At 43.1% G+C, this 22,408-nt stretch carries 21 protein-coding genes; 4 read left to right on the top strand and 17 right to left on the bottom strand.

Annotated elements, in window-relative coordinates; all coding sequences use genetic code 11:
* Positions 1–47: 47 nt before the first annotated feature.
* Together RDN93_RS03330 and RDN93_RS03325 are read right to left on the bottom strand one after the other, a co-directional pair.
* The gene (locus RDN93_RS03330) at positions 48–1,253 is read right to left on the bottom strand and encodes an MFS transporter (protein WP_055173666.1); all 1,206 of its coding nucleotides are present in this window, start codon (positions 1,251–1,253) and stop codon (positions 48–50) included.
* A gap of 277 nt (positions 1,254–1,530) precedes the next feature.
* Complete coding sequence (locus RDN93_RS03325) at positions 1,531–2,286, bottom strand: class I SAM-dependent methyltransferase (RefSeq protein ID WP_055173667.1); 756 nt, start codon at positions 2,284–2,286, stop codon at positions 1,531–1,533.
* A gap of 180 nt (positions 2,287–2,466) precedes the next feature.
* On the opposite strand from RDN93_RS03325, the gene RDN93_RS03320 reads away from it, so the two are divergent.
* Positions 2,467–4,224, top strand: coding sequence for a 1-deoxy-D-xylulose-5-phosphate synthase (locus RDN93_RS03320; RefSeq protein ID WP_055256272.1), 1,758 nt, complete (start codon positions 2,467–2,469; stop codon positions 4,222–4,224).
* A gap of 84 nt (positions 4,225–4,308) precedes the next feature.
* On the opposite strand, the gene RDN93_RS03315 is transcribed toward RDN93_RS03320, so the two are convergent.
* The 4 genes from RDN93_RS03315 to RDN93_RS03300 form a co-directional block, all read right to left on the bottom strand.
* Positions 4,309–7,596, bottom strand: a complete 3,288-nt coding sequence (locus tag RDN93_RS03315) for a S41 family peptidase (RefSeq protein WP_055173669.1) — start codon at positions 7,594–7,596, stop codon at positions 4,309–4,311.
* Between the two features lie 20 nt (positions 7,597–7,616).
* Complete coding sequence (locus RDN93_RS03310) at positions 7,617–8,438, bottom strand: MBL fold metallo-hydrolase (protein WP_005681408.1); 822 nt, start codon at positions 8,436–8,438, stop codon at positions 7,617–7,619.
* Between the two features lie 252 nt (positions 8,439–8,690).
* Positions 8,691–9,230, bottom strand: coding sequence for a flavodoxin family protein (locus tag RDN93_RS03305; protein ID WP_005678067.1), 540 nt, complete (start codon positions 9,228–9,230; stop codon positions 8,691–8,693).
* A gap of 119 nt (positions 9,231–9,349) precedes the next feature.
* Positions 9,350–9,979, bottom strand: a complete 630-nt coding sequence (locus RDN93_RS03300) for a nitroreductase family protein (RefSeq protein ID WP_005678065.1) — start codon at positions 9,977–9,979, stop codon at positions 9,350–9,352.
* A 133-nt stretch (positions 9,980–10,112) separates the two neighbouring features.
* Here RDN93_RS03300 and RDN93_RS03295 point away from each other — a divergent pair, with 133 nt between their 5' ends.
* Complete coding sequence (locus RDN93_RS03295) at positions 10,113–10,967, top strand: AraC family transcriptional regulator (RefSeq protein WP_055173670.1); 855 nt, start codon at positions 10,113–10,115, stop codon at positions 10,965–10,967.
* Positions 10,968–11,086: 119 nt separating this feature from the next.
* A complete protein-coding gene (locus RDN93_RS03290) occupies positions 11,087–11,776 on the top strand; it encodes a Crp/Fnr family transcriptional regulator (RefSeq protein WP_005678041.1) in 690 nt (229 codons plus the stop codon).
* A gap of 72 nt (positions 11,777–11,848) precedes the next feature.
* Here RDN93_RS03290 and RDN93_RS03285 read toward each other — a convergent pair whose 3' ends face one another.
* The 11 genes from RDN93_RS03285 to RDN93_RS03235 all read right to left on the bottom strand — a co-directional run bounded on the left by RDN93_RS03285 (position 11,849) and on the right by RDN93_RS03235 (position 21,793).
* The gene (locus RDN93_RS03285) at positions 11,849–13,126 is read right to left on the bottom strand and encodes an alginate export family protein (RefSeq protein ID WP_055173671.1); all 1,278 of its coding nucleotides are present in this window, start codon (positions 13,124–13,126) and stop codon (positions 11,849–11,851) included.
* Between the two features lie 29 nt (positions 13,127–13,155).
* Positions 13,156–13,947, bottom strand: coding sequence for a cytochrome c biogenesis protein (locus tag RDN93_RS03280; RefSeq protein ID WP_005681415.1), 792 nt, complete (start codon positions 13,945–13,947; stop codon positions 13,156–13,158).
* Positions 13,944–15,179, bottom strand: coding sequence for a cytochrome c biogenesis protein ResB (locus RDN93_RS03275; RefSeq protein WP_022042159.1), 1,236 nt, complete (start codon positions 15,177–15,179; stop codon positions 13,944–13,946). Before RDN93_RS03275 ends, RDN93_RS03280 begins: the two co-directional genes overlap by 4 nt.
* Positions 15,180–15,190: 11 nt before the next feature.
* A complete protein-coding gene (gene nrfA / locus RDN93_RS03270; protein ID WP_005678036.1) occupies positions 15,191–16,672 on the bottom strand; it encodes an ammonia-forming cytochrome c nitrite reductase in 1,482 nt (493 codons plus the stop codon).
* A gap of 42 nt (positions 16,673–16,714) precedes the next feature.
* Positions 16,715–17,311, bottom strand: coding sequence for a cytochrome c nitrite reductase small subunit (nrfH, locus tag RDN93_RS03265; protein ID WP_055173672.1), 597 nt, complete (start codon positions 17,309–17,311; stop codon positions 16,715–16,717).
* A 141-nt stretch (positions 17,312–17,452) separates the two neighbouring features.
* Complete coding sequence (locus RDN93_RS03260; protein WP_055173673.1) at positions 17,453–17,932, bottom strand: DUF4625 domain-containing protein; 480 nt, start codon at positions 17,930–17,932, stop codon at positions 17,453–17,455.
* Positions 17,932–20,088, bottom strand: a complete 2,157-nt coding sequence (locus RDN93_RS03255; RefSeq protein WP_055173674.1) for a TonB-dependent receptor — start codon at positions 20,086–20,088, stop codon at positions 17,932–17,934. Before RDN93_RS03255 ends, RDN93_RS03260 begins: the two co-directional genes overlap by 1 nt.
* An 86-nt stretch (positions 20,089–20,174) precedes the next feature.
* Complete coding sequence (locus RDN93_RS03250; RefSeq protein WP_032837819.1) at positions 20,175–20,489, bottom strand: hypothetical protein; 315 nt, start codon at positions 20,487–20,489, stop codon at positions 20,175–20,177.
* 141 nt (positions 20,490–20,630) lie between these two features.
* Positions 20,631–20,777, bottom strand: coding sequence for a hypothetical protein (locus RDN93_RS22060; protein ID WP_224241843.1), 147 nt, complete (start codon positions 20,775–20,777; stop codon positions 20,631–20,633).
* Between the two features lie 146 nt (positions 20,778–20,923).
* Complete coding sequence (locus tag RDN93_RS03240) at positions 20,924–21,079, bottom strand: hypothetical protein (RefSeq protein WP_172680729.1); 156 nt, start codon at positions 21,077–21,079, stop codon at positions 20,924–20,926.
* A gap of 12 nt (positions 21,080–21,091) precedes the next feature.
* Positions 21,092–21,793 (bottom strand): SIMPL domain-containing protein, encoded by a 702-nt coding sequence (locus RDN93_RS03235; RefSeq protein ID WP_005681419.1) that lies wholly within the window; start codon positions 21,791–21,793, stop codon positions 21,092–21,094.
* Positions 21,794–22,263: 470 nt separating this feature from the next.
* Here RDN93_RS03235 and RDN93_RS03230 point away from each other — a divergent pair.
* On the top strand, positions 22,264–22,408 hold a 145-nt coding region (locus RDN93_RS03230; RefSeq protein WP_374047361.1), incomplete at its 3' end, for an antibiotic biosynthesis monooxygenase.

The raw sequence follows: 22,408 nt of genomic DNA, 5'->3' as shown, positions 1-22,408 counted from the left end.
ATGAATTACTGACATTATTACCCGAATTACAGATTATATTTTTTTCATCATTCTGCTAAAATCTCCATTTTAACCTGTTTGCGGGAATGGGGCATACGAACACGTAAATAAACGAACACAATGCTTGCAATCAGGAAAAGAAACGCGCCGAAAACAGAATAGCGGGTACCCATTTCCGTGATGAAGGCTCCGCATATAGCCGTACCAATCGTCGTTCCCAAATTGGCGGAAGTCAAAAACATTCCATTGGCAAAATCGGGAGCTTCGGGTGCGGAATCTGTTATCATGTATTGCATATTATTACTTGCGATACCTGCCAATACACCTAGAATAAGGATGATTATTACCATAGCTGTTATCCATTCTCCGACGAAGAACAAGAAGATATAGGAAGCTAACAGTGCAAAAGGCATGATGATTATTGAGCGTCTGGCATTTATCGAAAGCAGTCTCCCCGCCAGCACATTGCCTACAATATTCGCCAGTCCATATACAAGCAAGACGGCACTGATTACATTGTAGGAAACTTCCGTCACTGTTTTCAGATAGTCTGACATATAGCTGAAGAATCCGAACATGGCTCCGTTAATCAAGGTCACGGCAATGATTGAATGCCACATCTCCGTTTTCTTCAATACGCTAAGTTGCGCACCGTAAGATACTTTTTCTTTTACAGGCACGGAAGGGATAAACAGCATAGTAGCCACAAATACCAAAGCATTCACAACTGTGAAAAATAACATCGCCATGGAGAACGAAACTTCACTGGCAATGAAACTGGTCACCGGAACGCCCAGCACCATGCCGGCGGACACACCGATAAAGACTTTAGAAACAGCCTTGGGAGCCTGTTCCTTGCTAACAGACGCAGCAGCTACCGTAAAAGCCATAGATACATATACCGGATGCAGGAAAGCGGGAAGTATCCGGGCAATCAGCAATATGGTAAAGTTAGAGGTAAGCATGGATATGATATTGCTTAGCGTAAATAATCCCAGTACGAGCAGCATTACTTTCTTCCGGTTAATTCCCGAAAACAACAAAGGAGTGACTGGAGCCGAAGCAGCTACCACCAATGCAAAAACACTTACCGTCCAGCCGGCCTGCGGTACGGAGACATTAAAAGTTTCGGCAATCAAGGGCAGGATACCCACTACTCCCATCTCGGTGTTTATAATGCCAAACACACCGACCGTAAGGATAAAGACGAGCAAACCACCCGAATTGAGTTTTAATTTATTCTTTTGTTCCATAGCTGCTACATATAATTTATAATTCCAATTCTCTAGAAGTATAGAATTTAATCGACGCTACAAAGGTCGACAGAATTATGTGAAGCAGTTGTAGACAGATTACGGATATGACAACCCTAATTACAGATTCATCATTTCCTCTCTATGAAGATAGATTTTTTACACGTATCTTTATTACAGTTCAAATAAAAACAGCTATGAAAAAAGTGGTAAAAAAGCCTTGCTGTATTGGATCGAAATTCCAATATCAGCTTGATTGCCCCAAAAAAATAGTTATCTAGCACTGGCAAACAAATATCTGTTTTGCCGAATTATCATTAAATGCCTCTTCTTCAAATCCACCATACTTATGAATAATATGAAAACCATTCCATTCCAAATATGAATCCAGCTCTTGAGGGAAGAACATTCTCATATCCAGATTTTGAATAGAATTAAACTTGCCATTGATAAAATAATGCCATTCGATACGGTTAATCTGAGTTTTATTTTCATATCGCATAGTCTGCTTTATCAATACTTCCCTGCCGTCATCAGTTGTATATGTGGCAATTTCCTTCTGCTCTTTTTCACCTTCAACTATATATTGGATATTCGGATTAAAACAATCAAACAGAAATAAGCCGCCGTCTTTGAGGTGATTCTTAACGACGCTAAATACCTTAAATAAATCTTCATTCTTATATAAATGATGAATCGAATTAAATGGAATAAAGATAAGGTCGTATTTTTCCGGCAAATTCAAAGTTCTGATATCTGCCTCGATAAAACTTATTTCTAATCCTGCTTCGGAAGCTTTCATCTTTGCCTGAGCAAGCATTGAAGGGGTGTAATCAACTCCAGTAATATCATATCCTTCCTTTGCAATGGGAAGAGTAAGCCTGCCTGTACCACAACAAAGTTCAAGTATTCGGGCATCCTTGTTTTTGGGCAACCACCGCTTATAAAAGTACAAATCATCCAGATTGGTATTCATCGCATCATAAATATTGGCATCATAAATTAAATCACCCACTTTATAATCACTATTCATATATGTCGTCCTCCAATGTCTATTATCTACTATTTTCAGGTTTATCATCAGTCACATTTCCCAAGGTCGGTAATATAGGTAAAATAATCCGTAATCTATATACAAACCGAATCCAAAATCAGCAGTATCTTTGCAGTGTGATAAAGATAATAGGTATAAACGTAAAAAAAAACAATTGATATGTATTTAGAAAATATTTACTCTCCGGCAGACGTAAAGAAGTTATCGTTTCAAGAACTCAACGATTTAAGTAATGAAATCCGTGCATCACTCCTGCAAAAGTTGAGTGAACACGGCGGGCATTTCGGACCTAATTTTGGAATGGTGGAAGCGACTATCGCTTTACATTATGTATTCAATTCACCGGAAGATAAGATTGTTTTTGATGTATCGCATCAGAGTTATGTGCATAAGATGCTGACCGGACGGAAAGATGCTTTCCTCTATCCGGCAGAGTATGACAACGTATCCGGTTATTCCGAGCCACATGAAAGTAAGCATGATTTTTTTGTTATCGGTCACACTTCCACTTCCGTCAGCCTGGCTAGCGGATTGGCGAAAGGACGCGACCTGACCGGCGGTAATGAGAATATCATAGCCGTGATAGGCGACGGATCTTTAAGTAGCGGCGAAGCATTCGAAGGATTGGACTATGTGGCGGAGCTTGGTACAAACATGATTATTATTGTCAACGACAATCAAATGTCTATTGCCGAGAATCACGGTGGTCTTTACAAGAACCTGAAAGATTTGCGTGACAGCAACGGTCAGTGCGAATGTAATTTCTTCAAGGCTATAGGATTGGATTATATGTACGTGAACGACGGCAATAATGTGGAAGCATTGGTTGAGGCTTTCTCTAAAGTGAAAGATATTCAACATCCGATAGTAGTACATATTAATACCCTGAAAGGCAAAGGGTATGAACGCGCAGAACTGGACAAAGAGACTTACCATTGGCGTACTCCGTTCAATATAGAAACCGGAGAATCCAAGTTTGGCGAAACTGCGGAAGATTATAGCGAAGTAACCGCTCAATATCTGCTGAAAAAAATGAAAGAAGACAAGCGGGTGGTAACAATTACTTCGGGTACTCCTGCCGTTCTCGGGTTTACTCCCGACCGTCGTCAGGAAGCCGGCAAGCAGTTTGTTGATGTCGGTATTGCCGAAGAACATGCAGTGGCACTTGCTTCCGGTATTGCCGCTAATGGGGGAAAGCCTGTTTATGGGGTATATAGCACATTTATCCAACGATCTTACGACCAGCTATCGCAAGACCTCTGCATCAATAATAATCCGGCAGTCCTCTTGGTATTTTGGGGAACATTATCCGGTATGAATGATGTAACGCATCTCTGTTTCTTCGATATTCCGCTTATCAGTAATATTCCGAATATGGTCTATTTAGCGCCAACCTGTAAAGAGGAATATCTTGCCATGCTGGAATGGGGTATCCATCAGAATGAACACCCGGTGGCTATCCGTGTGCCCGCAACAGATGTGATTAGCTGTGGCGAGTCTGTGGAATCCGATTACAGCGTTCTCAATCGTTATAAAGTCGCTCATCGCGGTTCGAAAGTAGCTATCCTTGCGTTAGGTTCGTTCTTCGGATTAGGACAGTCGGTGCTGTCATTGCTGAAAGAAAAGGCAGGTATTGATGCAACGCTTATCAATCCCCGATATATCACCGGCATTGACAATGAGCTAATGGAAGAACTGAAAGCCGACCACCAACTAGTGATTACATTGGAAGACGGTGTGTTGGACGGTGGTTTCGGTGAAAAGATTGCCCGTTATTACGGTGCCAGTGATATGAAAGTCCTTAATTATGGAGCGAAGAAAGAATTCGTAGACCGGTACGACATACAAGAGTTACTTCGTGCCAATCATCTGACAGATGAACTGATTGTAGAAGATATAAGAAAGATTATCGGTTAAAGAAGTCCTAACCAGTTCATTATATATTCATGTAGGTTGATGCACTTCCGTAACGGGGGATATGCATCAACCTACTTCTATTTACTATCTATTCTGACTGTCTATCTCTTTAAGCAATTCGTCAACAGCCGTTTTCAGTTGCATATCTTCCCCTTTCACTACCGTTTCAGGGCTATTGGCAACCTTAATATCAGGCTCTAACTGGCTATTTTCCAGATAACTTCCATCCGGCAGACGATAACCGATAATAGGAATACCGAATACCAGTGAAGGGTCTTGCAATGTTTCCCAAGATACGCTTGTCATTGTTCCCGGCACAGGCATACCGACCAGTTTGCCTATCTTCTGGTGTTTGTACACCCAAGGCGTACCGTGCGCATTGGAATAGTTAGCTTCACACTGCAACATGATAGAAGGTTTATTCCAGCGACGGCTCGGCATATCACAGGCTTCGCGTCCGCGTACTACCTGCGTAAAGTATTTCTGACCGCTGAAAAGTATCTCGATATCTTCGTGCAGACGACCGCCGCCATTGAAACGGGTATCAATCACAATTCCGTCACAGTTGTTATATTTACCCAAAATATCCGAGTAAACAGTACGGAAACTTCCGTCGCCCATGGACTGGATATGTACATACCCCAACCGACCGTTCGACCATTTCTCAACATCGGCAGCACGTTGTTTTACCCAACGTTTATATAACAAACCGTTGAGTCTTCCGCTAGTGATAGGCATTACCACTTCTTCCCAACGCTCCTTATTCTGCGGATTATACAACGAAACCAGGGTTTTCTTTCCGGCTTTATTATTCAGTAAAGCAGTAATATCCTTATCCGGAGCCAGTTCCTCACCGTTAATCTTTTCAATAATGCAGCCTGCTTTTACTTTTGTACGGGAATGGTCGAACGGGCCTTTCTCGATTACCTCAGCGATTTTCATTCCTTTTTCCTGGTAATTCCAATCGAACAACAAGCCCAGATTAGAAGTTACATCTCCCCCGCCTCTCGGAGAATAACGTCCTCCTGTATGCGAAACATTCAGTTCGCCCAACCATTCGCTCAATAATTCCGCAAAGTCGTAGTTGTTGTCAATATGAGGCAGGAACTTGCGGTAAGCAGCCGTCATAGCATCCCAATCGACCCCATGCATAGTAAGATTGTAGAAGCGTTTTTGATGTTGCTTGTACACATGGTCGAACATTGCTTCACGCTCGGCAGCCAAGTCCATTTTCATTTCAGCCTGATAACTGATTGATTTCAATGCATCCGACTTCGCATCCATTTTCTGCATCATCCGGCTTCCCAACAAGAAAATGTCCCCTTTCTTATCCAACATCAATGATGCCCAACCGGTATTGAGTTTGTGCAAACGTTTTGTGTCTTTTTCACGAAGATTCATTTTCCAAAGGTCATAGCCGCCTTCGAAAGCTGAGAAGTAATAAAGATTCTCTCCGTCTTTTGAGAGTATGGCACTGCCTAAATCGGAAGAGTTGGGAGTCAGACGGACGATACGGTCTTCAATGCCGTTAAGCTCTACTACTATATCTTTCTTGTCTGCTTTATTTTCGGATGACTTGTCCTCGTCAGCTTCATCCTTTTTGGACTTATTTACATCTTTCTTCTTGTCACCGTCTTTCGCTTTCTTCTGTTCCTTTTCTAATTCTTTGAGCAGTTCGAAGTCTTCCTTGCTTAAGCGATAGCGGTCATAAGCATCCTGATTCAAGAATACCAGCATCACATCCTGTTGTGAACCCCAAGAAGCATGCGCACGCATACCGTAACGTTCAGTTTGGAAAAGAATAGCGTTTCCATCCAGTACCCAACGCGGAGAACCGCTAATATATCCGCTGTTAGTCAAGTTGGTAATAGTACCGCCTTGTGCGCTGACAATACCTATATCCGAATAAGGATCATGGCGATTGCCAATAAATTCAAGAGTAAACCATTTGCCGTCCGGCGACCATTCATAGTCGAATCCGCCTCCGGTATTATACCATGTAGAACCGTCCGTCACTTGACGAACTTTCTTCGTCTTTAAGTCAAGTACCATTAAGCGGTTACGGTCTTCGATGAAAGCCAGCTCCTTACCGTCCGGAGAATATTGCGGATAAGCACGTTCCACTGTTTTTGAAGGAAGCAAGACTTCTTCCTCGATAAGAGTTGCATTAGGGAAATTGGCTTCTTCCTTACGGGCTATTTTGGCGGTGTAAAGTTGCCAGTTACCCGTCCTTTCACTGGCATAGACCAGCGTCCGGTTATCCGGGGCAAAGGACACAGCGGCTTCTTTTCCCGGAGTATTCGTGATTTGCTTTGTTGTAGTGTAATCCGTCGAAGTGACAAAGACATCACCACGCACAATGAAAGCAACCTGTTTGCCGTCCGGAGATACGGAAGCGGAATTAGCGCCCTGAGAAAATTTGAGGGAAGCAATCTCCTTTTCATCATCCCGGACAAGTTCAACGTTTACTTTCTTCGGACGGGCATTGGCTTCCTGTGTATAAAGCTCTCCGTCATAGGTATAACACAATGTACCTTTATCACTGATTGACAAGAAACGTACCGGATGCGTACGGAATGTAGTTATCGCTTTTACCTCTTGAGGCACATTCGACGTTTGCGAAGTATTCAGTGAAAAGTTATAAACATTGAATGAGCCGCCGTTGCGCTCGCTAAGAAAATAGACAGAATTGCCGTCGGGCGCATACACCGGATTGCGGTCTTCCCCTTCCCGGTTCGTTAGATTGGTATGTTTTCCCGATTGCGTGTTATACAGCCAAATATCTCTGGTTATAGAAGAAGTATGGTGTTTTCTCCATTCATCTTCGAAGCCTTTACGGTCTTGATAAAGAAAGTTTTTCCCCGATTTATCAAAGCAAACCCATTCGGCAGGAGTAGCGAGTACTTGCTCGGTACGTCCTCCGCCAGCAGGTACTTTATACAATTCCGTCATTGCTCCGGTAGGAAACAAAGCGCTACCTGCGGGGTCTTGAATAGATGCGGAGAAAAGTACAAACTTTCCGTCCGGAGTAAAAGCCGAAGGAATCTCCGAAGCGGAATGATAAGTCAGCCTTTGGGCGGTTCCGCCGTCAGCAGGCATGATAAAGAGGTCGAAATTCCCATTCCGGTCGCTGGCAAATGCAATTTGTTTTCCGTCGGGCGACCAAACGGGGTTAGCTTCATAAGATGCTTGTGTTGTCAACTGAACGGCTGTCCCACCCTGTGCGGGGACTTTGTAAATATCGCCTTTATAACAAAAGACAATCTCCGTTCCATTCGGTGAAATACGTGCGTCACGCATCCACAAAGGAGTAATGGCATAGCTGGACAATGCGGTCAATGCCAGTGCTAAAGAAGTTATTAGTTTCTTCATATCAAATTATTATATATATTTTATTTCAACAAATCAGTTTGAATTAGTTTTCCCGTGTAATTATAGAATACCCTGTCACCAAAGTCTTTGTAGAAGAAAGCATATTTATCTACTCCTGTACAATGGCAGACACCAATCTGACGCGGCAGATATTCTTTCAGATAATCTGCAATGATCTGATATTTCCGTTCTTCTGCGTTATGAATATGAAAACCGCCTAACAGTAAGTTACAAGGAGATTCGGGAAATGCCGCACGGACTGTTCGCAGGATATTTGTAATTCCTCGATGAGAACAGGCGCTCAATACAGAAAAACCGTCCGGCTCTACCAACACTACCGCCAATTCATCCTGAAAAGTATCCGGTATATGGCAACCGTCTTCTTTCTGAACCCGAAAGCGTTCGAAATGGGTATCCTCATGGTCGATAATATCAATAGAGGGAAAGAGAAATACGCCGGGAAGCAGTTCGGTCTGTTCTTCGATAAAACGGAAACGGGAAAGGTCGAAAGTCTGCGTATGCTTCATTCCATTTTCGCGTTCATCCTTAAATTTTGGAGAGAAGGCTTCGCGTTTGCAGACAACTGTTGCTTGTTTGTTCAGCTCCAAGAAATGACGCAGACCTCCCGTGTGGTCGCTATGCCCGTGGGATAATATCAGATAATCAACTTTCTGCAAGTCAATATGCAGCAGGCGGGCGTTACGGATAAACAAATCGGACGCTCCCGTATCAAAGAGTAATCTATGTCCCGATGTCTCAATATAGAGAGAAAGACCGTGTTCTGCCTGCAATTTACGTCCATAGACACAATTCTCTACAAGAGTCGTTATTGTATAGCCCATGATGCTTAGTTATTAAACGAATCATACAAAATAAAAAGTTCTGCCACAAAATTATAATAATTCTGTGGCAGAACAAGCAATCCAGTCAATTAAAATTCTTGACTTTTCAATCTATTCGATTGAAATATCATTTTTATGCTTCAAAAGGTCACATAAGATAGCGTCACTATCCGGTCGTCATAGCGTCACTATCTTGTTGTTATAGCGTCACTATCCTGCAAGCATAGCGTCACTATAATAAGCCGGTGACAGTTATACCATTTTTCCCATGTTGTAGGCTTCCTGCATGTATGGAGTATCTTTAATCTCCCCTACCTTCCAGGCGCCGATTCCATAGACCGTTCCTTTTTCCTGTGGCCCTTCCAGACAATCGAGGAAGCCACGGAAACCGTCTATTGTACGTTCCATCATTGCCTTATTATCCTCTGCCGCCGCAATAATGAAATAAAACTCCTTGTTCGTTATCTCCGTATAACGTGCGCAGCAACGGTCAATCATAATCTTCATCTGACCGCACATTGTATAGAAATACACGGGAGTCGCCATTACAATCACATCGGCAGCAATCATCTTCTCCACGATTTCCGCCGCATCATCCTTCTGCGGACAAGGCTTGCCGTACATACTACAAACACTGCATCCCGTGCAAGGATGAACCGTTTTGTCTTTCAATACAATCTTTTCCACTTCATTGCCCGCTTCGAGAGCACCTTTCATAAATTCATCACAAAGCAAATCCGAATTGCCGCCTTTCCGCGGACTGGACGAAATTATCAGAACTTTTTTAGCCATAACTTTACTTTATTAGTTTTATCTTTTAGAATGATTCAGTCTTTTCACTCTGCAAAAATAGGCAATTTATAACATAGCGAATGTATATAAATTACAGAGAGATGTACCTTAATTACAGATTACCAGACATTCCTGTGAATCCTATCCCCTACCCGGATTTCTTTCTGTTTACAAATATGTGCATTCTCCGCCGCATATCCAATAGCGAGAAAGCAGGTAAACTCATATCCGTCAGGAGCATTGACGAGATGTTTCACATACTCCGGTTCGTTGCCAATAGGAATACGGAATGCACACGCCAGTCCTTCCGCCGTTGCTGCTAACAGGATATTCTCAACGGCTGCCCATGCAGAAGCGAAATAGTTAAGTGAACTTTGGTCGGCAGGTTGGCACAGAGGAAAATCCTTTTGCCGGAAAAATGGAAGTACGAGACAATTGCTTTGCATAAGCATACGTTGTTGTTTGGGCAACGCATCAACAAACATGGCGTGTTCATCCTTATCCATCAGGTCGGCAGCAGCATCAAGCCCTGTCTGCTGAATGTTCTTGGTGTTTTCCGCCACAGGCGATATGAGTCGGGCAATGTTTTCCTGCCCTCTCACGACAATAAACTCAAACTGCCGCAAATGGTCATTAGTCGGAGCTTTGAATGCGGCCGACAATACTTTTTCCAACACTTCATCCGTCACCTTCTTATCGGAAAAGTCGCGAATAGTTCTTCTATTCTCTAGAACTTGATAGAAATCCATAACAATACATTTTTAAGAGTTATACTTATTGTTTTCGGCAGCAAAGTTACCCGGCTTTCTTGTCATATATTTGTGGTATCATCTTAGAGATTTGTCGTATATTTGCATACAAGTCATTTTAAGCATTACTTTTATGGAAGATACCGCCATTCCTTATGAATTGCCCGAAGTGGAGAATCACTCTTTTTTCTTTATAGACCAACGAGTGACAACAAGTATCGAAGCCAAACTGCATCGGCATGATGCATGGGAGTTGTATTATGTTGTCCATGGATATGGCAAACGAATGGCAGGCGACACATTGCAACCTTTCGCAGCAGGCGACGTGGCGTTAATACCACCGTCCATGCTACACCACTGGGAATATTCACCGGATTCGGCAGACGATGACGGGTATGTCCGTTATTTAATGGTAGCTTTCAGTCATTCGCTTGTAGAACGGTGTATGGCAGTATTTCCCGAACTGCGTAATCGTCTGACGGGCATTACATTCCCGACGAACGCACTGAAATTCGGTACTGGAAGTTCACAAACCATTCGTCGGATATTGTCACAAATGAACGATATGGACGAGTTGGGACGCCTATGCGAAATGTTTCGTCTGCTACCTGCCATATTTACTTCATCCGACCATACCTTTGCCGGAAAGCCCATGAATATTGAACGTGACGTGAGACGTATGCAGCAAATCTGTGTTTATGTAATGACTCACTATATCCATACCATATCTTTGGATGATATTGCCGCAGAAGTAGGCATGAACCGCTCTGCTTTCTGTTCCTACTTCAAACGTTGCAAAGGAATGACCTTCTCGCAGTATGTAACCCAATATCGCTTAAATACAGCCTGCGAACTTCTTAAACATTCACAAAAGCAAGTATCCGAAATTTGTTTTACGGTCGGTTTTAATGATTTGCCCCATTTCGTCCGAGTTTTCACAAATACCTTGGGAATGTCTCCGTCCAAATACAGAAGACGATTTCAATAGTCATCTCTTTCTCCAAAGACAATTTTATATCCTAACCATTTAATGCCATTTCTCCCTTTTTATTCGTTTATTACAGAGATTTTCCGTAAGTTTGTCCACGATACGAACAACATGATGCAATGAAAAAAATACAACTGACCGACACACATAAAGAAAAACTGTTTCAAATCCCTCTTTTCCGGGATTTGCCCTTGAATATAAAAGAATCTTTATTAGAAAAACTGGATTTCGTAATCTACGCAGCAGACAAAAAAGAGATAGTCGTCACACAAGGAACGCCTTGTAACAAACTGTATGTGTTGTTGGAAGGGAAATTACGCACGGATATTATCGACGGACTGGGAAACGAAGTGATGATTGAATATATCATTGCGCCACGCACTTTTGCCACTCCACATCTTTTTAATCCAAACAATACACTGCCTGCCACGTTCACCGCCCTTGAAGACAGTGTGATACTTATGGCAACCAAAGATTCTACGTTTAAAGTTATCAGCCAAGACCCGCAAGTGTTACACAACTTTCTCTGCATTGCCGGTAATTGCAACATTTGTACCGTATCACGGCTGAAACCCCTCTCCCGCAAGACTGTTCGGGAAAGATTCATTGTTTATCTGTTCGAGCATAAGAAGAAAGATTCCCTGATAGTAGAGATTACACATACGCAATCCCAACTTGCCGAATACCTCAATGTATCCCGCCCTGCCTTATCGAAAGAAATTAATAAGATTATCAAGGAAGGGCTTATCACCATGGAAGGGAAACGGGTGGAAATCCTGAACAAAGCAGCTTTAGAGAAATTCATATAATAAAAATGTGGCGCAGCTTAAACTTTCGGTTTTATGCTGCGCCACACTTGTCAGAATGTCATCCCTATTTAATTACCATTTTGTGAAAAACACTTTCGGATTGATATTCAACGATACCCACCCCCAGTCTTGCCAACTCTTATGATTGCCGCCTTTCACTACATCCATCGTCTTTGTGCCACGCATGAAAGAATATCCGGCAGAGAGTTTTACGTCTTTCATCACCGACAAATTGATTTGATAATCAACTTCCGAACCTAAGGACTTATTCAAGTCCGGCAATTCAACCGCGGTAGTGAAATAGTGATAATTCAACTCCATATCCACCTTGTCCGACGCACGGAAACGAGCACCGATACGGCTGTCCATTAAACCCGGCGCATAACCGTTCACAAATAGATTCGCATAGAAATAATCCATACTTCCGTAGAACTTATGGTGTGTTCCGTAGAGAGGGTCGAACGCTTTAAACTTGTCGCCGTTTCCCTTATCGCCGCTCAGATAGTCGAAACTTGCCACAACTCCCCATGTCTTGTCAAAAGCATAGGCAGCCTGCACGCTTCCCATTAATGCCGACACTTTCTCAGCATCCTTATTCTTGCCCGTCTGATAGTAGAAAGCGCCGTCCAGATTCCAGCTACCGGGCTTATAGGTAAGATACGTTCCCATTGTTTGCAGATAACGGGTATGCGAATCCTGCGTAGCCGCATCCCCGGTTTCCAATCCCAGGTTCATAAACAGCAAAGAAGCGCCGAACGGAATTGCATCCGCCTTATAGTGATACCATACAGTCTGCATATTCTTATAAGGCTGTGCACCGGAAGCATAATAAGTACCGCCTATCTTCTTCTCGTCATTCTGGTTGAAGGCAAGAATAAGGTGTACCTCATTATTCTTATTCGCATATCCCAGTTTCAATGCGTCATGATAACGTCCCGCCACATTCCAGTCCAATCCGCCCAAAATACGCTCATCGTCATAAACCAATGCCTGACGCCCCAACTGGGCAAAAAGGCCGTGTCCGAAATCAAGTTTTGCCCATGCTTCGTTCAGGACAAAACGCCCGTTCTTGTCGATCTGCGGATCTTGTCCCCAAACTCCGACGTGCTGTGCCGACATCTTGATTTCCAAGTCCGACCGCTTGTAGTCAATTGACAAACGGGCACGATTGTTGATAGACGATGCGGCTTTCATCCCTTCATTGCGAGGAAACCAAGCTCCGTTCCGATACTCCGCCCGAGGTCTGATTTGCATCGACATCGAGAACTCATTTTCCTTCTCCGTGTTTTGTGTGTATGCCATGCTTGGCAATAGCATCATAAGCACTAATGACCAATAAAATGTTTTCATCAATATTGCAATTTAAATGATTTGATATTTCAATTCAAATTATAAGTGTGTACACTGACACCTTGTGCCGACGGAAGATAATTGATTCCATACCAGCACATCTGTAATAAAACAAACGATACTAACAAAATAACTAATGCCGGACGCACTTTCAACGGTTTACCCAGTCGGAAATGTATATATGTAAGATAAGAGAACCAAGTTGCCGCTGCCCATGTTTCTTTCGGATCCCAAGCCCAGTAATGTCCCCAAGCTTCCTTTGCCCAAATAGCTCCCGTAAGCATACCCAATGTCATAAAAGCCAGACCTACATAAGTAAGGTTATCGCATAAATCCATTTCTTTCCGTTCAATCTCTTCTTTCTTGAACCAAAGCAGATAAATAGCCATTACCACCGCAGCCCCCAACATAGCATAAGCAAACATATACACAATAACATGAGGAGCAAACCATGGACTCTGTAAAGCAGGCATTAACGTCTTGTTGTGAATCTCCGGCTTAAAGATATTGATACAGATAAAGACTAATGACAGAACGCAACTGAAACTAAGAATCCATTTATACTTCCAACGTATATACGTTATCAATCCAGCCAACGGCAGAAAGAAAGAATACCACAAACGTGTCTCTCCCATTGTCCGCATCGGAGGACGTTCCAAAGAAACCCACATGCCGAGGATAAAACAGAAAAATACAGCCAATCCCAACAGAGTAAATCCGTATGCCCATACCGTTTTCTTTCCTTTCCAAGCAGCAAAAGCCCCCAAGCTCCAACAAACCAATGCGACTACCGCAAACAATATAAAATATTCCCAACTCATTCCTTTTCCTCCTCTTTCCTCTTTTGTGCATTCACAAACAGACAAACGGCCCCGAGCATCATCATAACGATCCCTGTATAAACTACCGGCAACCACGGATCACGAACCAGTTCGAAGATACTAATATCACTCCAACCCCCTTTCGACTCATCATAACTAAGCTGATAGATTTTCCAGCCTTCTATCTCCATAGGACGGTTCACTTCAATCGTATCTTCCGTAATTGTTCCCTCCTGCGTATAGACTTTCACTTTCGAAGCAAAGCGTTGCGGTTCTCTTTCCGGCATTACGAGGCTAGTCAGAGAATCAAGGCGCAATGCCTTATAAGGGAAAAGAAAACTCCCACAACTCACCCAGCCTTCCTTCGTCTGCCGGTTCTTTCGGTTCACAGCTTTCAAATGTACAGCGTAAGTTGCTCCCATAGAATGAAAATCCGTAAACTTCAGCGTATCCTCGGTAGCTACGGAGGCCGCCATTGGAATGGATTGTTGAATAGTCAGTTCCCAATCCTGCAAAGTCCCACCGTATACTTCTTCTTCAAGCAATAAATGTACAGGAGATTTTTCGGGAAGTGCACGTCCGGTTTCATTATCAATCAGCATCAGTTTTGGCGGATATTCATCAATAGTAAAATCTTTTAATTCGATAGCCAACGGAAGTTCTGTCAGTTGTCCTTTATCATCGGTAGCCCGCCATTCCGCGTTTCCCATTCGGGTAGTCATTTTCAGTCGCTGCATATCGGCATTCCCTAAAGTAGCTGCAATCAATGCAATGAATAATCCGATATGATTGAGAAGAAACGAAAGGCGGCCGAACTTCAAAGGGAAACTGGTACGGAGTATCGTTAATCCCAATGCAGTGGCCATCCATAAATAAAGCAGAACGAAAGACCAGGATGAAATCATCTGTGAAAATCCCAGTATGTCATTCGAAGCATGACCGGAAGGAGCCTGCCGGATAAGACCCATTACCACCGTCATACCGACCACCCAGACAAGGGAAGAAACGGCTGCGGAATAATGGCTCAACCACCCAAACAAATAGACTCGTTTACGGAGAAGGTGCATGGCTATCAGAACAATGATATATACTGATAACACTATTAAATTAACCGGCCAGGCAAACAGATTCCAATTGATACCTCCTACCGTTATTTGCAGCAGTGCACCTATCACCAATAATCCTGCACCAATAATCAGACCTTCTTTATAGCTCCACGGTTTGCTCCACATATACTACTATCTTATTTTTGTGCCAGACGACCATTTGATTTCGCTTTCTCCAACCAAGCCGGAACAGTCGTTTTCAGAAATCTCTCCTTGGCCGCTTTTTCCGCGTCGATATCCAGACCGATATATTGCTGTGCCTTTCCTTTAGTGGAAATATCAGGCATCGGCACATCTCCGGTAAATCCATTCTTCGCAAGCACCTTAGATACAGCTAAACGGGCCTGCATAGCACGATCGAGCCCATGAGAAAGGATTCTCTGAATTTCCTGCGGCGCATGAAAAGCACCTCCGTGGGAAGCCACTCCGAAATCCCAACGCCACTGCGCCTGACGAATCAGAGCAAGCACATTTTTCATTTGCTCTTCTGTCGCCCCATTATCCCAGGCATATTTAGCTTCGATATGCGCTTTTGCCAACTCCTGCTCCAAACGGTTACGGATTTCATTCGCTTTGCGTTGACGTTCATAAACGTTATTACGCAATGTTTCTTCGCTTTCACGGTGACAGACCTGACAAGTACGGTCAATCATTGCCAACGGACTCTGGATATGGTGGTCGCTGAATTTCACACCGCCTTCACTCTTATAAGGCATGTGGCAATCGGCACAAGAGACACCTCTCTGACCGTGAATACCCATTTGAGCAATTTCGTAATCCGGATGCTGTGCTTTCAAAATCGGGGTACGGCTCAATTTATGAATATAATCATAAAAACCGGCTTCATCATAATAGGCTTCCATATCTTCCACAGTAAAGCCTTTATCCCAAGGGAAAGTCAGGTATTTGCCGTCACCTTTGAAGTAATATTCTACGTGACATTGCGCACATACGAGCGAACGCATTTCCTGTGGAGTAGCCTTTGTAATATCCTTGCCTTGGCGTTGGAACGCTTCAATCAAAGCCGGACGGCTGATATGAAGATTCATCGTTTCCGGATCGTGGCAATCGGAACAACCGATCGGATTCACAATTTCCGCACCCATGGCACCCCACTTATTGTTATAGAAAGAATCAACGCCCAATGCTTCCATCATACGGGGAACATCCGGGCTCTTGCAGGTCCAGCAGGTAGACGGTTGAGGACCGTCGGTAGGATTCACAGGTGCTCCGGTACGAAGCGAAGCCGTGATATCTTCGATAGCATGCATATGTCCGCGCGGAGTGGAATAATCTTTCGAGAAAGCATATCCCGCCCAAAGTATTACCATATTAGGACGTTGTTCCAGTACATCAACGGCAACATTTCCATTAAACTCACTTTGGAAATCTGTTTTTGCAGTTTCCGCCCAAGTCTGATATTCACGAGGGAAATCATTCTTAAAGAGTTCGTTGCGTGCTTCAATCCCTTTGATGACAGTCTTGCGATTATTAAAGATACTAGTTACTTCCGCCCGCCTCTCCATTAATGCAGAAACGCATAGTCCCAAAACAAAAACAACAACCATTGAGCCTCCGAACAACAGCCATCCTTGCCATGATTTTAATTTCTTTTCCATTCTATATCGGTTTTATTATTTTATTACGTAGTTATATTTTGCTTATTCTTTATTATCTATCATTTTTTGGAGCCATTCCGGCACGGGCGATTCGGGAAGCGGTACAATAGCTCCCGGAGCCGTGGACAGCGAGTTCTTCCCGCCATGAGGGACATCGCGGTGACAATCCCAACAAGCCTTTCCTTCTCCTACTTGCGACAGCATATAATCTATCTTTCCCGTCTTCACAAACTCCGTATTCAGTTGTGTATGGCAACGGATACAGTTATTCATAATCACTTGCGAACTGGCTTCGTGTGCCTGTATCACCTGCGGCTCACTTTTCGTGAGAAACGCCGCTACGTGCTTCATTCCGTCAATCCCCTTGAATGTCCACTTCTTTACCGCGTTTTCGTGAGGAACATGACAGTCATTGCAAGTAGCATCCCGGGCATGCGAACTATGAAACCAGGTTGCATAATAAGGAGACATGATATGGCAATTCACACATGCTGCCGGATCATCTCCCAAATATGTATGTGCCCGAAGCATATACATAAATAAAACTCCTCCGCCCACGATAACGCCGGCAATAACGACAGCTATTATCTTCGACTTATACGAAGGAAAAATTCGATTTATAATTGGCAACTTTATCATAGGGAAAAGTATTTTTCACAAAAGTAAAGCTTTGAAAACAATAAAGGTGTAATAGATATTACACCTTTAAATTTCTTTCTCCAATTTTGTACCTACAAAGGTCGCATTTTTTACAATGCACCTACTTATAATACCTTTATTCTATTCATGATGATATTCTTCTTCTACATCGTTACTCAATTCGATATTACGGGCAACATACGTCTCGTTTCCTGCAGCGTCCGTGCAATAAACCATTAAATGATAATCTCCCGGAGTTGCATCTTTCGGAATCATAATATCATGATGATGAATATGTGCCGCTTTCTTTCCGGAAATATCATAAGACTTGTTGAAGCTGAAATCGACAGTTTCTCCGGCCCCCCTGCTTTTTCCATGCGAATGGTGATCGAAGTTGCTGTGTATTTCAATCATATACGACTTCAACATCACGTCGTCCGACAGATCCATTTCAAAATGCACGCCGTATTCACTTCCTATTTTCAGCGCTTGCCCTTCTTCGGGTTCGTGCAGTTCAATCACCGGCTTAGTGGTATCACTATCCGAATCGTCACAAGAGATAAATACAAAAACAGACATTGCCAAAAGGCTGATTATCGGGAGATATAATTTAGTTCTCATTACAGTAATTTTTTAAATGGAATTTTGATTAATAATTGGAAGTTGCGTCCCGGTTCGGGGATTTCTACTTTCCTGTAAAAACTAAGATGATTGTAATATCGGGTATTGAAAATATTCCGGGCGGTCAGGGTTATTTCTATTGCCTGATTCCCCCGAATGGGAATATTCAACGAACCGCCTAAATGGAACAGGTTTACACCCGGTGTACGGTCTTCGTTACGATCTACGCGATTTTGCCGGGCTATGGACTGCCACTCTGCATAAAGCATAACCTGTTTCCTCTGCCATGTCAACGTGTTCCGCATACTAAACGGAGGAGAAAAACTTAACGGGATATGCTCGTCGCAGTTGTAGGTATAAACATACTCACCGGAAATACGGTAATTGAAACTACGCAGAAAGTGAATGTCTATCGTTGCTTCCGTTCCGGCAAACAGCGCCTCGGCTCCTGTGTAACGATAAATCTGTCCGGCATGCGGCAGGACAGACCACTCGCCCGTAGGACGCAGAAAGATGTAGTTACTAAACCAACTGACGAAGGGAGAAACGGAAATGGAAAACCCGTTATACCGTAAGTTATAAGAAGCGTCCATTTGCCATCCCTGTTCTGATTTCAGATTTGTATCTCCCTGTTCATGCCGGAAGGTCCCGTGATGCACACCGTTAGCCGCCAGTTCGTTCGCACCGGGCAGACGGAAGCTACGACCGACGTTTGCTTTTACCATGTGCCGTTCGGACGGTGTCCATACCAATCCCAGAGAGAATGAATAATCACCGAATTTCTTTTTCACTGCATGGCTGTTCCACTTATAGTGTTCTACCTGTTCTTCATCATATCCCTGTTTTCGGAGATAATCGGCAAGATAGGCATCTTCATGCGAAGATATATGAATATATCCATAGTCATACCGCATTCCTCCGCTGACGGAGATAACATTATTAGGCTTATAAGTCGTAAGCCAAAGCAATCCGGTGGTGGAACGGTAGTATTCAGGCAATAAGAATGAATAACCGGAAATATCGTTCCGTTGATGCTGTCCGTCCCAACCCAATGCATGTTCCCACGAAGAAGAACCGATAAAGCGGACTTTTACCGATGCACTGAGAGTATTCAAGTTGAAAGCCAGTTCCTTGTCCGGGTCTTTCTCCGGTACGGGTTGCGAACCGTAATGGGTATGGAAAACACTCCATTCTTCACGGTGATTATTCTGGAATCCAAAGTCGCCCGACAAAACTAGCTTCTCCCACGCATACTGCTGAAGGGTAGTCACCTTCAGATGATTCACCTTGCTGTAAGGTAATTCCATGTTACGGCTGTCCCCGTCATCTTCTACGCGGGATACATCCGGTATACCATGCGCCCCCGGAAAGAAACCAGTTTTTTGGTAGACGTTACTTACGGAATAGTTCGCTTTATATCTTTGCCGTTGATATTGGGCGAAGAATCCGATATTGCGTTCAATGCCTGCCGTATTCTTTAGCTTACGCCCGTAAACAGGCATTTTTTGCGTCAGGTAAACAATAGTATCCGTAGGGATGCGGTAATCCCCGAAATGCTGTTCGGAATAACGGACTTGTGCATACCAGAAACTCTTCTTTATTCCCAGCATAAATGATCCTCCGAGCGTTCCGTTGACGGACTTTCCCAGAAGTGTAACGTCTCCGAATAACATATCTACCGAGGGTACGGGAGGTGAAGTTATGTCAATCACCCCTCCCATTGCATCACTGCCATATAGTAGTGAAGAAGGACCTTTCAGGACATTGACAGTTCCGATATTGAAAGCATCCAGTTCCAGTCCGTGGTCGGCTCCCCATTGTTGTCCTTCCTGCTTGATTCCGTTTTCGAGTACAGCAATCCGGTTGAATCCCATTCCTCGGATCATCGGTTTGGAGAAGCCGGAACCTATATCCATTGCTTGCACGCCGGGGATGTTCTCCATTGCTTGCATGAAGTTTCCCGTAAAATGTTTGCGCAGAAAATCCTGATCCACTACATCAACCGCAAGCGCAGACTTTTTGGCTTGACGTTGCTGGTACGACTCGGTCACAACGACATCAGGCAAAAGTAAACTCTTGATTGAATCGGACTTCTGTGCGTGGGCGGGTAAGACTACAGTCAGCCCCAATACGCCCGAAATAATTCCGATACGCATCAATTACAATCTTTTATATAATGTGTAAAATGAATGTGAGGACAGGTTACGATAAGCCCGCCTTCTTGAAAAGTTTGATTATGTAATTATGCAACAGGGGGTGCACGCAATTGATGTGAATAAGTCCGTTTGCAAACGACCTTATCCTGATAAACAACCGGCTCGTAAGGCACGAGCGTTAATGTACAATGAAATTCTACCGGTTGAGGTTCAGTAAAGAAAGAAAGGGAGTATTGGCATATCGCACAATCTTCGGATGATTTGTGAGAATGCCCGGCATGAGAACATGACTTTTCATCCTCGCTTCCATGATAGTGAAAGGTCTTCACTACAAAGAACGGAATGAATGTCATGAACAACACCCATGCTATGTACGCTCTTGTTTTTCTCTTATGATACATTCTCCCTCTATTGATTATATAGAATAGCGGGAACAAATATAGGGGTATGAAAGAGAACTGACAAATTATCAGGCTTAATATGTGTTATCAGACAATATTCCTTTTCTGAAATTACCTCTGAAAAACTATTTTTAAATCATCTCATTCTTCCTGTTTCCATACATAAAACACATTCCTTCCCGCTCTAGTTACGGCAGCAGTATTCAATGTCCATTCACGGATATATACTTCGTCCGCTTCCGGCGTATCAACCAACTTCAATCTCTGCGGCTGCGCATTGACAGCCAACAGTTCGCCGACGGTGGTTTTCGCATCCAGTTTATTCTGGTACTTTTCGATAGCTTATGTATCCAAAGAAAGAAGGATTGTATGCCACTCCGATCTTCTCTGATATCTTCATCGGGTAAGCAGAGTTCATCCAAGCGACTACCAGATCAGGAGAATTTCAACTTCAGTTCCTCACGCTTCGCCTGAGCAACCGAACGGCTTTTATCCAAAACAGCAGTTATATACGCATTGTTTCTACCCGCCTTACGAATGATAATCTTAGGTTCGATGATTTGCAGGAATCCGGTTTTCTTATACCCCAAAATAGGCATTTTTTATTTTATGGCAAAACGGGCGGTCATTTCATATCTCAGCTTGATGACACGGTACTGTTCAGTAGCCGCCGTCCCCATGCTGACATTGCTCTGTGCCTGGAAAGGAAGGTAACGGCTTATATTGTTATCGGCAGGTTCGATGATACGAATGACTTCACCCAATTGCTGTCCCATTGCTGCCACCAGATAGGATGCTTTCTCACGGGCTGCTTTCAATGCTTCAATCTTTCCCTGCTTCCTATACATCGGCAAGTCCTTATGTTTCAGTTCCCCGATACGCATTGATTCAATTCCCCATGTATTGACAGACCGGATAATGGAATTGATTTGCTCGAAATCCGTAAGACGAATATCCAGTTGTTTGCCAATCAGGAATTCCTTCCCTCTCTGACGCCAATAGTCCCCTACTTCCTGCGTACGGATAGCCTCATCCGATATTCCTATTTTACGCAAACTTTTACGCAAATCTTTCTCTATCACAGTCAACGGCACTTTCGTCCGAAAATCTTCCTCTTTCTTTGATTTACCCGTATATTCTTCTTCCCAGTATTCCTTTATCTGAATCAGAAAGTGTATTTCGTCCGGGACGACTTCTATCTCCGAAGAACCGGTCACTTCAATATATCTTTCATCACTTTCCTGAGCATTGGCAAGGATATTCCATGCGAACAAGGCAAAAGCCAATAAAAATACTTTTCTCATATCTTCGATTATTAGGGTGTTATTACTTTTTATATGCCATCAGTTCACAAAGCTATAAAAAAAATCCATATTACGAACTTCATTCTAAAATATCAAACAAGCACTTTCTATGTATCAAAATAACATCTCCTTTCTTTACTTTATACTTATAAGGCTGTTTGCCCAAAAGAAGAGAAACTATGCAGTAAATAACAAAATGAAAAACGGCTCGAGTGGAATTACTCAAACGAAAGAAATTAGCCTGTGGTTCGTGAGGCTAATATTAAGCCAGAAAAAAATTAAGAGTTGCGTCCAAAATAGTTGCTTTTTGATTCCAGAATAAATATAATCGTTTTTTTTGATGATTATATGACGTTTTGATGAAATTTAAAGAACAAGCTATCCGACAAAGCACAAAAATAGTATCTTTGCCTGCGATTTATTCACCAAGATGTGATAAAGCTATTTTTAATCATTTAATAATAAAGACTATGATTAGATTGAATGTTTTCGTCCGCGTAAGCGAGACAAACCGCGAAAAAGCGATTGAAGCAGCTAAGAAACTGACTACTTGCTCTTTAAAGGAAGAAGGATGCATTGCTTATGATACTTTCGAAAGCAGTACCCGTCACGACG

Source organism: uncultured Bacteroides sp., from assembly GCF_902491285.1.
In the GTDB taxonomy this organism is placed as follows: domain Bacteria; phylum Bacteroidota; class Bacteroidia; order Bacteroidales; family Bacteroidaceae; genus Bacteroides.
The sequence above is the reverse complement of the archived record's forward strand: the minus strand, read 5'-3'. Positions and strand labels throughout refer to the sequence as shown.

What these genes read in the sequence shown, in the direction of transcription:
- RDN93_RS03330 (WP_055173666.1), bottom strand. Translation starts at nt 1,253, where the DNA reads ATGGAACAAAAGAATAAATTAAAACTCAATTCGGGTGGTTTGCTCGTC.
- RDN93_RS03325 (WP_055173667.1), bottom strand. Translation starts at nt 2,286, where the DNA reads ATGAATAGTGATTATAAAGTGGGTGATTTAATTTATGATGCCAATATT.
- RDN93_RS03320 (WP_055256272.1), top strand. Translation starts at nt 2,467, where the DNA reads ATGTATTTAGAAAATATTTACTCTCCGGCAGACGTAAAGAAGTTATCG.
- RDN93_RS03315 (WP_055173669.1), bottom strand. Translation starts at nt 7,596, where the DNA reads ATGAAGAAACTAATAACTTCTTTAGCACTGGCATTGACCGCATTGTCC.
- RDN93_RS03310 (WP_005681408.1), bottom strand. Translation starts at nt 8,438, where the DNA reads ATGGGCTATACAATAACGACTCTTGTAGAGAATTGTGTCTATGGACGT.
- RDN93_RS03305 (WP_005678067.1), bottom strand. Translation starts at nt 9,230, where the DNA reads ATGGCTAAAAAAGTTCTGATAATTTCGTCCAGTCCGCGGAAAGGCGGC.
- RDN93_RS03300 (WP_005678065.1), bottom strand. Translation starts at nt 9,979, where the DNA reads ATGGATTTCTATCAAGTTCTAGAGAATAGAAGAACTATTCGCGACTTT.
- RDN93_RS03295 (WP_055173670.1), top strand. Translation starts at nt 10,113, where the DNA reads ATGGAAGATACCGCCATTCCTTATGAATTGCCCGAAGTGGAGAATCAC.
- RDN93_RS03290 (WP_005678041.1), top strand. Translation starts at nt 11,087, where the DNA reads ATGAAAAAAATACAACTGACCGACACACATAAAGAAAAACTGTTTCAA.
- RDN93_RS03285 (WP_055173671.1), bottom strand. Translation starts at nt 13,126, where the DNA reads ATGAAAACATTTTATTGGTCATTAGTGCTTATGATGCTATTGCCAAGC.
- RDN93_RS03280 (WP_005681415.1), bottom strand. Translation starts at nt 13,947, where the DNA reads ATGAGTTGGGAATATTTTATATTGTTTGCGGTAGTCGCATTGGTTTGT.
- RDN93_RS03275 (WP_022042159.1), bottom strand. Translation starts at nt 15,179, where the DNA reads ATGTGGAGCAAACCGTGGAGCTATAAAGAAGGTCTGATTATTGGTGCA.
- nrfA (WP_005678036.1), bottom strand. Translation starts at nt 16,672, where the DNA reads ATGGAAAAGAAATTAAAATCATGGCAAGGATGGCTGTTGTTCGGAGGC.
- nrfH (WP_055173672.1), bottom strand. Translation starts at nt 17,311, where the DNA reads ATGATAAAGTTGCCAATTATAAATCGAATTTTTCCTTCGTATAAGTCG.
- RDN93_RS03260 (WP_055173673.1), bottom strand. Translation starts at nt 17,932, where the DNA reads ATGAGAACTAAATTATATCTCCCGATAATCAGCCTTTTGGCAATGTCT.
- RDN93_RS03255 (WP_055173674.1), bottom strand. Translation starts at nt 20,088, where the DNA reads ATGCGTATCGGAATTATTTCGGGCGTATTGGGGCTGACTGTAGTCTTA.
- RDN93_RS03250 (WP_032837819.1), bottom strand. Translation starts at nt 20,489, where the DNA reads ATGTATCATAAGAGAAAAACAAGAGCGTACATAGCATGGGTGTTGTTC.
- RDN93_RS03235 (WP_005681419.1), bottom strand. Translation starts at nt 21,793, where the DNA reads ATGAGAAAAGTATTTTTATTGGCTTTTGCCTTGTTCGCATGGAATATC.